This is a genomic window from Streptomyces sp. NPDC020742 (assembly GCF_040641675.1).
Classification (GTDB): domain Bacteria; phylum Actinomycetota; class Actinomycetes; order Streptomycetales; family Streptomycetaceae; genus Streptomyces.
Map to the genome: position 1 here is coordinate 789306 of NZ_JBFAEA010000002.1, position 15630 is coordinate 804935.

The 15630-nt window shown below is 73.8% G+C and carries 1 protein-coding gene; it reads left to right on the forward strand.

Going from position 1 to position 15630, the window contains the following annotated elements; genetic code table 11:
* Nucleotides 1–43 precede the first annotated feature (43 nt).
* On the forward strand, nucleotides 44–15484 hold the full coding sequence (locus AB0G84_RS07460) for a type I polyketide synthase (RefSeq protein ID WP_361316748.1): 15441 nt from the start codon (nucleotides 44–46) through the stop codon (nucleotides 15482–15484).
* Nucleotides 15485–15630: the final 146 nt, after the last annotated feature.

Consider the following 15630-nt stretch of genomic DNA (forward strand, 5'->3'; position numbering starts at 1 on the left):
GGTACGCCCACCGACCACCGGTTTCTTGAAGGGCTGACGCTACATGGACAACCAGGACAAGCTTCGCGACTACCTCAAGCGGGTCACCACCGACCTGCGGCAGACCCGTCGACGGCTGCAGGAAGTCGAGTCACGGGAGCAGGAGCCCATCGCGATCGTCGCCATGGCTTGCCGGCTTCCGGGCGGGGTGCGCTCCCCCGAGGACCTGTGGCAGCTGGTCGCCGAACGCACCGACGCCATCGCCCCCATGCCGACCGACCGAGGCTGGGACGTGGACACGTTCTACGACCCCGACGCCGACCGGGCCGGCCGCAGCTATGTGCGCGAGGGCGGCTTCCTCTACGACGCCCCGGAGTTCGACGCCGGCTTCTTCGGGATCTCGCCGCGCGAGGCGCTGGCCATGGACCCGCAGCAGCGGCTGCTGCTGGAGACGACCTGGGAAGCCTTCGAGCGGGCGGGTATCGACCCGACCTCCGTACGCGGCAGCGGTGCCGGCGTCTTCGTCGGATCGAGCAACCAGGGCTACGCCGCTGCCGCCGACGGGAGCACCGCCCCCGAGGGCGTCGAGGGCCATCTCCTGACCGGCGGATCGGCGGCCGTGCTGTCCGGCCGCCTCGCCTACAGCTTCGGCCTCGAAGGCCCGGCCGTCACCGTCGACACCATGTGCTCGTCGTCCCTGGTCGCCCTGCACCTCGCGGTCCAGGCGCTGCGGCACGGCGAATGCTCCATGGCGCTCGCCTGCGGCGCCACCGTCATGTCCTCGATGCGGAACTTCGTGGAGTTCAGCCGACAGCGGGGGCTGGCGCGCGACGGGCGTTGCAAGCCGTTCGCCGCTGCCGCCGACGGCACCGGATGGGGCGAGGGCGTGGGAGTCCTGCTGCTGGAGCGCCTGTCGGAGTCGCGGCGCAAGGGGCACCCGGTGCTGGCGGTGGTGCGGGGTTCGGCAATCAATCAGGACGGTGCGTCCAATGGTCTGACGGCGCCGAACGGCCCGTCGCAGCAGCGGGTGATCCGGGCCGCGTTGGCCAACGCGGGTCTGCGGCCGTCGGACGTCGATGCGGTGGAGGCGCACGGTACGGGTACCACGCTCGGTGACCCGATCGAGGCACAGGCGCTGATCGCCACCTACGGTCAGGAACGGGACGCGGACCGGCCGCTGTGGATCGGCTCGCTCAAGTCCAACATCGGGCATGCCCAGGCCGCTTCCGGCATTGCCGGCGTCATGAAGATGGTGCAGGCGCTCCGCCATGGCGAGTTGCCGGCCACGCTCCACATCGACGCGCCGTCGCCCCACGTCGACTGGTCCACCGGGAACGTCCGGCTGCTCACGGACGAGGTGGCCTGGCCCGGCACCGACGCACCCCGACGCGTCGGTGTCTCGTCGTTCGGCGGCAGCGGAACCAATGCGCACGTCCTGCTCGAACAGGCCCCGGAGGAACAGGCCGCAGACGAACAAGCCCAAGAGGCACAGGGTCCAGAGGCACAGACCCCAGAGGAACAGACCACAGACGAACAGGCCCGAGGGGCACAGGCCGCAGAGGGGGCTTCGGTCGACGAGGCCGCACAAGAAGCTACGCCCTTGGACGCCCTGCCCTGGGTGGTGTCCGGGCGCTCGGCGGCGGCGCTGCGGGCCCAGGCCGAGCGCCTCGCGGACTGGGCGGAGCGGACCGGACCGGCAGCGAGCCGCGCAGAGCGGGCGGAGCGGAAGGATCCGGCGGAGCGGGAGGCGCTCTCGCTGCCGGACCTGGAGCTTTCGCCGGCGGACGTGGGGGTCTCGCCGGCGGACGTGGGGCACGCGCTGGTGGCGTCCCGCGCGGGACTGGAACACCGCGCCGTGGTGGTGGGCGGCGACCGGGGCGCCCTGACGGCCGGGCTGCGCGGGGTAGCGGCGGGCACAGCGCCGAAGGGCGTCGTGGTCGGTGAGGTGGCAGACCTGGGTGGCCCGGAGGGCGACACCGATGTGGTGTTTGTGTTTCCGGGGCAGGGGTCGCAGTGGGTGGGTATGGCGGTGGGGTTGTTGGAGACCTCGTCGGTGTTTGCGGCGCGGTTGGGTGAGTGTGAGGCGGCGTTGAGGCCGTTTGTGGACTGGCCGGAGGGTTGGTCGTTGGGTGGGGTGTTGCGTGGTGGGGTGGAGGGTGCTCCGGGCCTGGACCGGGTGGATGTGGTGCAGCCCGTTCTGTGGGCGGTGATGGTGTCGTTGGCGGAGGTGTGGCGTGGTTTTGGGGTGGAGCCGTCGGCGGTGGTGGGACACAGCCAGGGCGAGATTGCCGCGGCGTGTGTGGCGGGTGGGTTGAGTGTGGAGGACGGCGCTCGGGTGGTGGCGCTGCGGAGCCGTGCCCTCCGTGTTCTGGCGGGTCGGGGTGGGATGGTGTCGGTGGCGCTTGGTCGTGGCCAGGCTGAGGAGTTGATCGGGCGCTGGCAGGGGCGGGTGTCCCTGGCCGCGGTCAACGGCCCCTCGTCGGTCGTGGTGTCCGGTGATGCGGAGGCGTTGGACGAGCTGATGGCCTCCTGCCAGGAGGCGGATGTCCGGGCGCGCCGTATCGAGGTGGACTATGCGTCACATTCGGCGCATGTGGAGGAGATCCACGAGGAGCTCCTTGCCGCCCTGGCGCCGATACGGCCGCAGGCGAGTTCCGTCCCGTTGTTGTCGACGGTGACGGGGGAGTGGTTGGACACGTCGGAGATGGATGCCGCGTACTGGTACGCGAATCTCCGGCAGACCGTGGAACTGGAGCCTGCCGTACGCCACTTGCTGGCTGAGGACCACCGGGTGTTCGTCGAGGTCAGCCCGCATCCGGTCCTGACCGTGCCGGTCCAGGAGACCCTGGACGACGCGGACATGGAGGAGGAGACGCTGGTGACCGGCACCCTCCGCCGCGCCGAAGGCGGCCTGGCCCGCTTCTACGCCTCCCTCGCTGAGCTGTATGTCCGAGGCGTGCAGGTGAACTGGGCACCGGCCTTTGCCGCCACCCACCCCAAGGCCGTCGCGCTTCCGACATACGCCTTCCAGCGGCAGCGCTTCTGGCTGGAGCCGACAGTCGCGGCCGTGGAGGCGTCTCCCGAGGAGGCGGCGTTCTGGACCGCCGTGGAGGCCCAGGACGGCACCGCACTCGCCGGCACGCTGGGGCTCACCGGCGCCGAAACGTGGGACGAGGTACTGCCCGCCCTTTCGTCGTGGCGACAGCAGCGGCAACAGCGCAGTACGGTCGACGGCTGGCGCTACCGCATCAACTGGAGGCCACAACAAGCCCCGAAACAGGGGGAGTTGGTGGGGCGGTGGTTGTTGGTCGTGCCCGAGGGACATGAGGACCATGCCCTCGTACGGTGCGCGCTCCAGGCCGTCCGGGACGGCGGGGTCGAGGCCGAAACCCTCGTCCTGCCCGAAGCGTCCGCCGACCGGGATGCGGTGGCTGAACACCTTCGCCGGCTCGCGGCGGGGGAGGCGCCCAGCGGCGTCCTCTCCCTCCTCGCCCTCGCGGAGCAGCCGCTGGCGGAGCGCCCCGAGGTCCCCGTAGGGCTGATCCAGTCCGTGGCGTTGATGCAGGCGCTCCTCGACGTCGGTGTTGAGGCTCCGCTGTGGCTGTTGACGACCGAGTGCCTCTCCACCGAAGAGCCTGACGTATCAGGGCCGTTCATCGCATCCGATGCGTCCGATGGCGTAGTGCGACACCCCCTCCAGGCGGCGGTCTGGGGACTTGCCCGGGTGTTCGCCCTGGAACATCCCGCCCGGTGGGGCGGTCTCATCGACCTGCCCGCCGCGCCCGACGCCCACGCCACGACCTTGCTGTCCGGAGCCCTCGCGGCCGGCGGCGACGAGGACCAGCTCGCCATCCGCGGCTCCGGGCTCCTCGCCCGCCGGCTGACTCGCGCCCCCCTGCACGGTGAGCCCGCCGCCCCCTGGCGTACGGGCGGAACGGCCCTGATCACCGGTGGCACCGGAGGGCTCGGTGCGCACGCCGCGCGACTGCTCGCCCGCAGCGGCGCCGAGCGTCTGGTACTGACCGGTCGGCGGGGCCCGGATGCCCCGGGAGCGGCCGAGCTGCGCGACGAACTGTCCGCGCTCGGAGTCGACGTCACGGTCGCCGCCTGCGATGTGGCGGACGCCGACGCGCTGGCCGCGCTCGTCGCGCAGGTGGAGTCCGAGGGCCCGCCCATCCGTTCCGTCGTCCACACGGCCGGCGTCGGTCTGCTGGTGCCGCTCGCGGACACCACCCTGGACGAGTTCGCCGAGGGGGTCCGCGCCAAGCTCCTCGGCGCGCGCAACCTCGATGCGCTCTTCGACCGCGATGGGCTCGACGCGTTCGTGCTGTACTCGTCCGTTGCCGGGACCTGGGGCAGCGGAGACCACGGGGCGTACGCCGCCGCCAACGCCTATGTCGACGCGCTCGCCGCACACCGACGCGCCCGCGGCCTGCCGGGTACGTCCCTCGCCTGGGGCATCTGGAGCCCGGAGGGCGGCGGCATGGCGGTGGAGGTGGTGCAGGAGCAACTGCGTTGGCGCGGCATCCCGTTCATGCCGCCGCACCTGGCCGTCCTGGGGCTCCAGCAGGCGCTGGACCACGACGAGACCTTCCTCGCCGTCGCGGACATCGACTGGGAACGCTTCGTTCCCGTCTTCACCGCGGCCCACCCCCGGCCGCTGCTGCACGAGGTCCCCGAGGTCCTGCGCGCACTGGACACCGATGCCGACGACCCCGAGGCCGCCGAGAGCGCCTCCGCGTCGCTGCGTGCCCAGCTCGCCGAGCTGGGGCCGGCCGAACGCGAACGGCTGCTGGCCGACCTGGTGCGCCGGCAGGTCGCCGCGGTGCTCGGCCACGCGGACACCGAGGAGATCGCGGTCGGACGGGCCTTCCGCGAGCTGGGCTTCGACTCGCTCACCGCGGTGGAGCTGCGCAACCGGCTCAACGCCGCCACCGGGCTCAAGCTCGCCGCCACCGTCGTCTTCGACCACCCCACGGTCAAGACGCTCGCCGGGCACTTGGGAGCCACCCTGACCGGCGCCGATGAGGCACTGACCGGCGCCGGCGCCGGGCCGTCCGCATCGGCGGTCCCGCTGGAAGCAAGCGTCACCACACCGGCTCGTACGGACCGCACGGCTGCCGCTACGGACCGGACGCCCCTCACCACCGCCGATGACGACCCGATCGCGATCGTGGCCATGGCGTGCCGTTTCCCGGGCGGCGTGCGCTCGCCCGAGGACCTGTGGCGGTTGCTGCACGACCGGTCGGACGCTGTCGGCGAGTTCCCCGCCGACCGGGGCTGGAACCTCGACGGGCTCTACGACCCGGACCCCGACCGCACCGGCACCTGCTACGCCCGCGAGGGCGGATTCCTGCGCGACGCGGGTGACTTCGACGCGGAGTTCTTCGGGATCTCCCCGCGCGAAGCGTTGGCCATGGACCCGCAGCAGCGGCTGTTGCTGGAGACCTCCTGGGAGGCCGTCGAACGCGGCGGCATCGACCCCACCACCCTGCGGGGCACCCCGACCGGGGTGTTCTTCGGAGCCGCGTACCAGGGGTACGGCACCGGCGAGGCCCCCGAAGGGCTGGAAGGCCACCTCATCACCGGAACGGTGACCAGCATCGCCTCCGGCCGGATCTCCTACACGCTCGGACTCGAAGGCCCGGCGGTCACCCTGGACACCGGCTGTTCGTCCTCCCTGGTGGCACTGCACCTGGCCGTACAGGCGCTGCGTTCGGGCGAGTGCTCCCTGGCCATCGCCGGAGCCGCCGCGGTGATGAGCGAGCCCATCGGCCTGGTGGGCTTCAGTCGTCAGCGGGGACTCGCCCGCGACGGCCGGTGCAAGCCGTTCGCGGCGGCGGCCGACGGAATGGGCATGGCCGAGGGCGTCGGCGTACTGCTGGTGGAACGCCTCTCGGACGCCCGCCGCAACGGCCACCCCGTGCTGGCCGTGATCCGTGGCAGCGCCATCAACCAGGACGGTGCCTCGAACGGGCTGACGGCGCCCAACGGACTCTCCCAGCAGCGGGTGATCCGCGCTGCGTTGGCCAACGCCGGTCTGCGGCCGTCGGACGTCGATGCGGTGGAGGCGCACGGTACGGGTACCACGCTCGGTGACCCGATCGAGGCACAGGCGCTGATCGCCACCTACGGTCAGGAACGGGACGCGGACCGGCCGCTCCGGATCGGGTCGGTGAAGTCGAACATCGGGCACACCCAGGCGGCCTCGGGCGTGGCCGGCGTCATCAAGATGGTGCAGGCGCTCCATCACGGCGAGCTGCCGGCGACGCTGCACATCGATGAGCCGTCGCCGCATGTGGACTGGTCGGCGGGGACGGTGGCGCTCCTGACGGAGGCCCGCCCTTGGGAGGCCACCGTGGGGCGCCCGCGCCGCGCCGGCATCTCTTCCTTCGGGGTCAGCGGCACGAATGCGCATGTGATCGTTGAGACGGCCCCAGATCAGGAGGAGGCCACGGCCGCTTCCGACCGTTACCTGGGGACCGCCCCGGACCGTGGCTCTGTGACCGACTCGGACCGCAACGGGACCGACTCGGACCGCGACTCGGGCGCCGTGGTGGTGCCGTGGGTGGTGTCGGGGCGCAGCACCGAGGCGCTGCGGGCCCAGGCGGAACGGTTGGCGTCCTGGGTGGAGGGCGATGAAAGCGGAGGGAGTGGCAGCCGCGTCTCGCCGGTCGATGTGGGGTGGTCGTTGACGGCGTCGCGTCCCGCGTTCGAGCACCGGGCGGTCGCCGTCGGTTCGGCGAACGGTGAACTCGCCCCGCAGATACGGAAGGTGGCGTCGACTTCGACGAAACCCGTCATGGGTGATCCGGGTCGGACGGTGTTTGTCTTTCCGGGGCAGGGGTCGCAGTGGGTGGGTATGGCGATCGGCTTGCTGGAGTCGTCGTCGGTGTTCGCGGCGCGGTTGGGTGAGTGTGAGGCGGCGTTGAGGCCGTTTGTGGACTGGCCGGAGGGTTGGTCGTTGGGTGGGGTGTTGCGTGGGGTGGAGGGTGCTCCGGGGTTGGAGCGGGTGGATGTGGTGCAGCCGGTGTTGTGGGCGGTGATGGTGTCGTTGGCGGAGGTGTGGCGGGGGTTTGGTGTGGAGCCGTCGGCGGTGGTGGGACACAGTCAGGGGGAGATTGCGGCGGCGTGTGTGGCGGGTGGGTTGAGTGTGGAGGACGGCGCTCGGGTGGTGGCGCTGCGGAGTCGTGCGTTGCGGGTGTTGGCGGGTCGGGGTGGGATGGTGTCGGTGGCGCTTGGCCGCATCCAGGCTGAGGAGTTGATCGGGCGCTGGCAGGGGCGGGTGTCCCTGGCCGCGGTCAATGGCCCGTCGTCTGTTGTGGTGTCCGGTGATGCGGAGGCGTTGGACGAGCTGGTGGCCTCCTGCCAGGAGGCGGATGTCCGGGCGCGCCGTATCGAGGTGGACTATGCGTCGCATTCGGCGCATGTGGAGGAGATCCACGAGGAGCTGCTGGCTGCCCTGGCGCCTATACGGCCACGGGCGTCCTCGGTGCCGTTGTTGTCGACGGTGACGGGGGAGTGGCTGGACACGAGCGAGATGGATGCCGCGTACTGGTACGCGAACCTCCGGCAGACCGTGGAACTGGAGCCTGCGGTACGGCGTTTGCTGGCTGAGGACCACCGGGTGTTCGTTGAGGTCAGCCCGCATCCGGTCCTGACCGTGCCGGTCCAGGAGACCTTGGACGACGCGGGCAGGGAGGGCAGGACGCTGGTGACCGGCACTCTGCGCCGTGGCGAGGGTGGTCTGACCCGCTTCTACACGTCCCTGGGGGAGTTGTACGTACACGGTGTGGAGGTGGATTGGTCGCCGGCCTTTGCTGCGCATCGGCCCCGGCTGGTGGAGCTGCCCACGTACGCCTTTCAGCACCGGCGCTATTGGTTGGAGTCGGCGGCACCCGCTGTGTTGCCGGCTGTCGCGGGTGCGCTGGACGGGGAGTTCTGGGAGTCGGTGGAGCGTGCGGATGCCGATGGTCTGGCCGCGACGCTCGGGCTGTCGGAGCAGGGGGCGCTGTCCGAAGTGTTGCCGGCGCTCTCGGCGTGGCATCGGCAGCGGCAGCAGCGCAGTACGGTCGACGGCTGGCGCTACCGCATCGTCTGGCGGCCACAGGCCGAGCCCGCGCGGACCGGGCTGGACGGTACGTGGTGGGTGGTCGTCCCCGACGGTCATGAGGACGACGAACGGGTCCTCGGTGTGGTCGGTGCGCTGCGGGCGGCTGCCGGGAGCGGGGCTGCCGGGAACGGTGCCGGTGGCGCCACGGCGGGTGCGCGGATCAGGACCCTGCTCGTCGGGGCGGAGGACGCCGACCGGGCACGGCTCGCCGACCGGCTGCGGGCCGAAGCGGAGGAAGCCGGCGCTCCCGCGGGTGTGCTGTCGCTGGTGGCGTTCGACGAGCGGCCGTGGAGCGGTGCGGAGTCGCTGCCCACGGGGCTGGTGCTGATGACGTCGCTGCTGCAGGCGCTCGGTGACGCCGGGATCGACGCCCCGCTGTGGTGCGCGACCCGCGGGGCGGTGGCCGTCAACCGCGCTGATGCCGTGGACCGGCCGGTCCAGGCGATGGCGTGGGGACTGGGCCGGATCGCGGCCCTGGAGTATCCGCAGCGCTGGGGCGGACTCGTCGACCTTCCGGGCGAGTGGGACGACCGGGCCGGCCGGCGGCTGGTGGCGGTCCTCGGGCAGGAGCCTGGTGAGGACCAGAGAGCCGTCCGGGCCTCGGGCGTCTTCGTCCGCCGGCTGGTGCGGGCGCTCCCGGCGGCGCGGCCGGCCGGGGAAGGGTGGCGGCCGCACGGCACCGTCCTGGTCACCGGCGGCACCGGCGCACTCGGCGGGCACATCGCCCGCTGGCTGGCCCGCAGCGGTGCCGAACACCTCGTCCTCGTCAGCCGTCGGGGCACCGCCGCGCCCGGCGCCGCGGGACTGCTCGAAGAGCTGGCGGCGCTCGGCGTACCGGCCACCGTTGCGGCGTGTGACGTCACCGATCGCGCCGCCGTGGACGCCCTCGTCCGGAGCGTGCCGGAGGACCGGCCGCTGACGGCGGTGGTGCACACCGCGGGCGTCCTCGACGACGGGGTGCTCGACCAGCTCACGCCGGACCGTGCCGCGCAGGTGTGGGAACCCAAGGCGGGTGCCGCCTACGTCCTGCACGAGGCGACCCGGCATCTGGACCTGTCGGCCTTCGTGTTGTTCTCGTCCATGGCGGGCACGCTCGGCGGGCCCGGCCAGGGAAGCTACGCCGCGGCCAACGCCTCGCTGGACGCACTGGCCCTGGCGCGCCGCGCCGAGGGGCTCCCGGCGACCTCGGTCGCCTGGGGGCACTGGGGCGGCGGCGGACTGGTGGGGGAGGAACTGGCGGAGCGGTTGCGCCGGGACGGGGTGCCGCCCATGGCGCCCGACCTGGCGGTGTCCGCCCTCCAGTCCGCCCTGGACGGCGACGAGCCGTTCCTGGTCGTCGCGGACGTCGACTGGCATCGGGTTCCGGCCCGTCGGCTGCCGGCGCTGCGCGAACTGCCCGAGGCGCAGGCGCCCGGCGGGGCAGAGCCCGGGGAGGGCGCCGAGCGGGACGACGCCGCGCCGCTTGTGGCACGGCTGAGGGACGTGCCGCCCGCTGAGCGGCGCGCGGAGCTGCTGGAGGCGGTACGGGCCACGGCCGCGGAGGTGCTCGGCTTCGATGAGGCCGACGCGATCCCCGCCGACCGGGCCCTGCGTGACCTCGGCTATGACTCGCTGACCGCCGTGGAACTGCGCAACCGGCTCTCCGCGGCGACCGGCCTGCGGCTGCCCGTCACCCTGGCGTTCGACCACCCCACGGCGGATGAACTCGCCGCGTTCCTCGACCATGGGCTCTTCGGGGCGGAGGGGGAGACCACGGCGCCGGAGTCCACCGGGCCGGTCGCGCGGTGTGCGCCGGCCGACGACGATCCGGTCGTCATCGTCGGGATGAGCTGCCGCTACCCGGGCCGGGCCGACTCACCCGAGCAACTCTGGGACCTCCTCGACCGGGGCACCGACGCGATCGCCGGCTTCCCCACCAACCGCGGCTGGGACATCGAGCGGCTCTACGACCCCGACCCCGACACCCCCGGCACCTGCTACGCCCGCGGCGGCGGATTCCTCTACGACGCGGACCACTTCGACCCGGCGTTCTTCGGCATCTCACCGCGCGAGGCGGTCGCCATCGACCCCCAGCACCGGCTCCTGCTGGAGACCTCGTGGGAGGTGTTCGAGCGCGCCGGGATCGCCCCGGGCACCCTCCGCGGCACCGAGACCGGGGTCTTCGTCGGCGCGAACTACAACGACTACGGGACGCGGACCCCCACCGCGCCGGAGGGCATGGAGGGCTACCTGGCCACGGGCAGCGCCGGCAGCGTCGCCTCCGGCCGGATCGCCTACACCTTCGGGCTGCAGGGGCCGGCCGTCACCGTGGACACCGCCTGCTCGTCGTCGCTGGTGGCGCTGCACCTCGCGGCCCAGGCCGTACGGTCGGGCGAGTGCACGCTGGCGCTGGCCGCAGGCGTCACCGTGATCTCGACGCCGCGGACGTTCATCGAATTCAGCCGGCAGCGCGCGCTGGCGGCCGACGGGCGCTGCAAGGCGTTCTCGGCGGACGCCGACGGCGCGGGGTGGGCCGAGGGCGTCGGCGTCGTCCTGCTGGAGCGGCTGTCCGAGGCGCGTCGACGAGGACACACCGTGCTGGCCGTCGTCAAGGGCACCGCGGTCAACCAGGACGGCGCCTCCAACGGCCTGACCGCCCCCAACGGCCCCGCCCAACAGCGCGTCATCCGGCAGGCGTTGGCCCATGCCGGGCTCCGTCCGCAGGACGTCGACGCGGTCGAGGCGCACGGGACCGGCACCAGGCTCGGCGACCCGATCGAGGCGCAGGCGCTGCTCGCCACCTACGGACAGCAGCGGGACCCGGACCGGCCGCTGTGGCTCGGCTCGGTCAAGTCGAACATCGGCCACACCCAGGCCGCGGCCGGGATCGCCGGGGTGATCAAGATGGTGCAGGCGATGCGGCACCACACCCTCCCGCGCACCCTGCACGCCGAGACCCCGTCACCGGACATCGACTGGTCGGCGGGCCAGGTGCGGCTGCTCAACGACGCCCGCCCCTGGGCCCCGGGCGACGGCCCGCGCCGCGCCGGCGTCTCCGCCTTCGGCATCAGCGGCACCAACGCCCACGTGATCCTGGAGGAACCCGCGTCCTCTGTGATCGCCGAGGAGCCCGCGCCTGTGATCGCCGAGGAGCCCGCGTCGCAGACCGGTGGGGCCCCTGAGGTGCCGTCGCCCGGTCTGCCGGAGCGGGCCGCCCCGGAGGCCGTCCTGCCCTGGCTGCTGTCCGCCCGTGGCGCCGCCGCCCTGCGGGACCAGGCCCACCGGCTGCTCGACCACCTCGGACGCACCCCGCAGCTCGCCCCCGCGGACACCGCGCTGTCCCTGGCCACCTCGCGCACCGCCTTCGAGGACCGGGCCGCCCTGCTCGGCCGGGACCACACCGAACTGGCCGACGCACTCCGGGCGTTCACCGAGGGTCGGGAACACCCCCGGGTCCTCACCGACCGCGTCCGCCCCGGAAAGCTGGCCTTCCTCTTCCCGGGGCAGGGCGCGCAGCGGGCGGAGACCGGACGGGCCCTGTACGCGGCCTCCGATGCCTTCGCCGACGCCCTGGACGCGGTCTGTGCGCACCTGGACGAACACCTCGAACGGCCGTTGCGTGAGGTGCTGTTCGCCGCGCCCGGCACGCCCGAGGCGGAGCTGCTGGACGGCACCCGCTACACCCAGGCCGGGCTCTTCGCCCTCGAAGTCGCCCTGTTCAGGCTGCTCGAAGGCCACGGCGTGCACCCGGACGTGCTGCTCGGCCACTCGATCGGCGAACTGGCCGCCGCGCATGTCGCCGGGGTGTTCACCCTAGATGACGCCTGCCGGCTGGTCGCCGCCCGCGGCCGGCTGATGGCCGACCTGCCGGCCGGCGGCGCCATGACGTCCGTCCAGGCGGCCGAGGAGGACGTCCGGCCGCTCCTCGCCCCGTACGAGGACCGGGTCACCCTCGCGGCGCTCAACGGCCCGGCCTCCGTCGTCCTCAGCGGCGACGAGGACGCCGTCGGCGAGGTCGCCGCCCGGCTCGCAGCCCTCGGCCACCGCACCAAGCCACTACGGGTCAGCCACGCCTTCCACTCGGCCCGGATGGACGCGATGCTCGACGACTTCGCGGCCGTGGCGGCCCAGGTGCGCTACGCGCCGCCGAGCATCCCGGTCGTCTCCAACGTCACCGGCCGGCCCGCCACCGCAGAGGAACTGTGCACCCCCGACTACTGGGTGCGCCACGTACGGCAGGCCGTCCGCTTCCACGACGGGGTCCTGGCCCTGGCGGACGCGGGCGTGCGCACCCTGCTGGAACTCGGACCCGGCGTGCTCACCGCCCTGGCCGACGAGTGCCTGACGACGACGGACGGGGGCGCGCTGGTGCCCCTGTTGCGGCGGGACTGCGCCGAGCCCGAGTCGGTCACCACCGCGCTCGCCCGGCTGCACCTGCGGGGCCACGGACCCGACTGGGACGCCTACTTCACCCACTCCGGCGCCCGCCGGGTGCCGCTGCCGACCTACCCCTTCCAACGGCAGCGGTACTGGCTGGAGGCCGTGGAGGGCCCGCACGACGTGTCCGCCGCGGGGCTGGAGGCGGCCGGTCACCCGCTGCTCGGCGCGTCGGTGCCGCTCGCCGGCTCCGACGGCGCCCTCTTCACCGGGCTGCTCTCCGCCGACCGCCAACCGTGGCTGGCCGACCACGCCCTGGACGGCACCCTGCTCTTCCCCGGTACCGGATTCCTGGAACTGGCGCTCCAGGCGGGCGCCCGGACCGGCGCCGGCCATCTGGAGGAACTCACCCTCCAGGCCCCGCTGGTGCTGCCCGCGGACGGCGCGGTGCAGCTCCAGGTCACCGTCGGCGCCGATGACGGCACCGGCCGCCGCCCGGTCGCCGTCCACGCCCGCCCCGCGACCGGCACGGACACCGCGGACACCCCCTGGACCCGGCACGCCGACGGCACCCTGGCCGCCGGGACGCCCGACGGCCAGGACCCCGCCGACGGTGCGGACCTCACGGCCTGGCCGCCGCCCGGCGCCCGGTCGGTCGACACCGGCGACCTCTACGCACGCACCGCCGCGAACGGCTTCGCCTACGGCCCCGCCTTCCGCGGCCTGCGCGCCGCCTGGCGCCGCGGCGACGAGGTGTTCGCCGAAGTGACACTCCCTCAGGAACACCACGACAGCGGCTTCCTGCTGCACCCCGCACTGCTGGACGCGGCACTGCACACCGTCGCGCTGGCCGCCCCGGACCCCGGTCACGCTGTGCTGCCGTTCAGCTTCCAGCAGGTCACCACGGCACCGGCCGGCCACCCCGACACCCTGCGGGTCCACCTCGTCCCCCGGACCGGGGACACCTACGGCGTTCGGCTCGCGGACGCCACCGGCAGCCCGCTCGCCGCGGTCCACACCCTCGCCCTGCGGCCGGTCGACCCCGCACAGCTGGCCGCCGCCAGACCCGCACCGGACAGCCTGTACCGGGTGGACTGGACGGAACTGCCGCTGACCGGGGCCTCGGTGCCGCACGCGACGGAACCGCCGCTTGCCCGGGCCTCGGCGCGCCACGCGGTCGTCGGCACCGGTGACGTACCGCAGGAACCCGGCGGCGACGCCGACCGGTACCCGGACCTCGCCGCACTGGCCGCGGCCGTCGACGCCGGGGCCGCCCTGCCCAGCGAGGTGCTCATCGGGTGCCCGCCGGACGACGGCGACCCGGCTGAAGCCACCCACCGCGCCACCCGTCACGCACTGGACCTGGTGCAGTCCTGGCTGAGCGAGCCGAGGTTCGCAGCGTCGCGGCTGGTCCTGTGCACCCGCGGCGCGGTGGCCGACCGGCCCGGCGCCGCGGTACCCGGACTGCCGCAGTCCGCCGCCTGGGGCCTGCTGCGTACCGCCCGGGCCGAACACCCCGGCCGCTTCGCCCTCCTCGACCACGACGGCACGGCACGCTCCGCAGCCGCGCTGCCCGCCGCTCTGGCGACCGGAGAACCCGAGATCGCCCTGCGGGAAGGCCAGGCCCGGGTCCCGCGCCTGGTACGGGCCCGTGCGGCCGCAGCGCTGCCCGGCACCGGCGCGGCCGGCACCGAGGGCACCGTGCTGATCACCGGCGCCGGCGGGGCGCTGGGCCGCCTCGTCGCCCGGCACCTGGTAACCGCACACGGCGTACGCAGCCTCCTGCTCGCCAGCCGCCGAGGACCCCAGGCCCCCGGAATGCCCGAACTGGAGAAGGAGCTGCGGGAGCTGGGCGCGGACGTCGACATCGCCGCCTGCGACCTCACCGACCGGGCCGCCACCGCCCGGCTGCTGGCCACCGTCCCCGACGACCGCCCGCTCACCGCCGTGGTGCACACCGCGGGCGTCCTCGACGACGGGGTCGTCGAGGCGCTCACCGCCGACCGACTGGACGCGGTGCTGCGCGCCAAGGTCGACGCGGTGCTGCACCTCGACGAGCTGACCCGCGACCTCGACCCGGTGGCATTCGTGCTGTTCTCCTCCCTCGCCGGGACCTTCGGCGGAGTCGGGCAGGGCAACTACGCGGCGGCCAACGCCTTCCTGGACGCGTTCGCGCACACCCGGCGGGCGGTGGGCCGGCCCGCCGCCTCCCTCGCCTGGGGCCTGTGGGCCGAGCGCAGCGACATGACCGCGCCGCTCGATGCGTCCGACCTCCGCAGGATGGCCCGGGGCGGGGTGCGGCCGATGCCGTCGGAGCAGGCGTTGGCGCTGCTCGACGCCGCGCTCGCCACCGGCGAACCCGCCCTGGTTCCCGCCCGGCTGGACCTGGCAGCGCTGCGGTCCCCGACCGGAGACGTACCGCACCTGCTGCGGTCGTTGGTCCCCGCCCGGACCACCACCGGCGGGCCGGCCCCCGCGCCGGCAGCGGACCCCGAGCCGTTCGGCAGCGTGCTGGCCGCCCTCCCGGAGGCGGACCGGCGCACCGCGCTGCTCGATGCCGTCCTGGGCCAGTCCGCGCTGGTCCTCGGCCACCCCTCGGCCGCGGCGGTCGACCCCGAACGGGGCTTCCTGGAGCAGGGCTTCGACTCGTTGACCGCGGTCGAGCTGCGCAACCGGCTCACCACGGTGACCGGCACCCGGCTGCCCGCCACCGTGCTGTTCGACCACCCGGACCCCGCGGCGCTCGCCGACCACCTGCTGGGCAGGCTGGCGGCGGAGAGCGCCGCTGCCGGGCGGTCGGGCCAGGACCCGGCGGCCGATCCGCTCGATGCCTGGGAGGCGCAGTTCGAGAGGCTGCTGGACGGCACCGGCACCGGCACCGGCACTACGGAGACGCTGCGCACCCGGTTGCAGGGCCTGCTGGCCCGGCTCGACGCCCTGCCGGAGGACCCGGAAGCGGGCCTGGAGCGCCGCCTGGACCAGGCCTCGGACGACGAGCTGTTCGACTTCATCGAGCAGGAACTCGGCGGGGCGTAGGGCAGGCCCCGCACCCCGGTCCCGCACCCCCGGTCCCGCACCCCGGTCCCGCACCCCCGGTCCCGTACCCCCGCCCCGGCTCCGGCCGCCCGTCAACGGGCGGCCGGAGCCCGGCGTTTCCCGGACCCCGCGGCGGCGGCCGTCCC

Excerpts from the sequence above, each read along its gene's own strand:
- AB0G84_RS07460 (WP_361316748.1), top strand. The coding sequence starts at position 44 with ATGGACAACCAGGACAAGCTTCGCGACTACCTCAAGCGGGTCACCACC.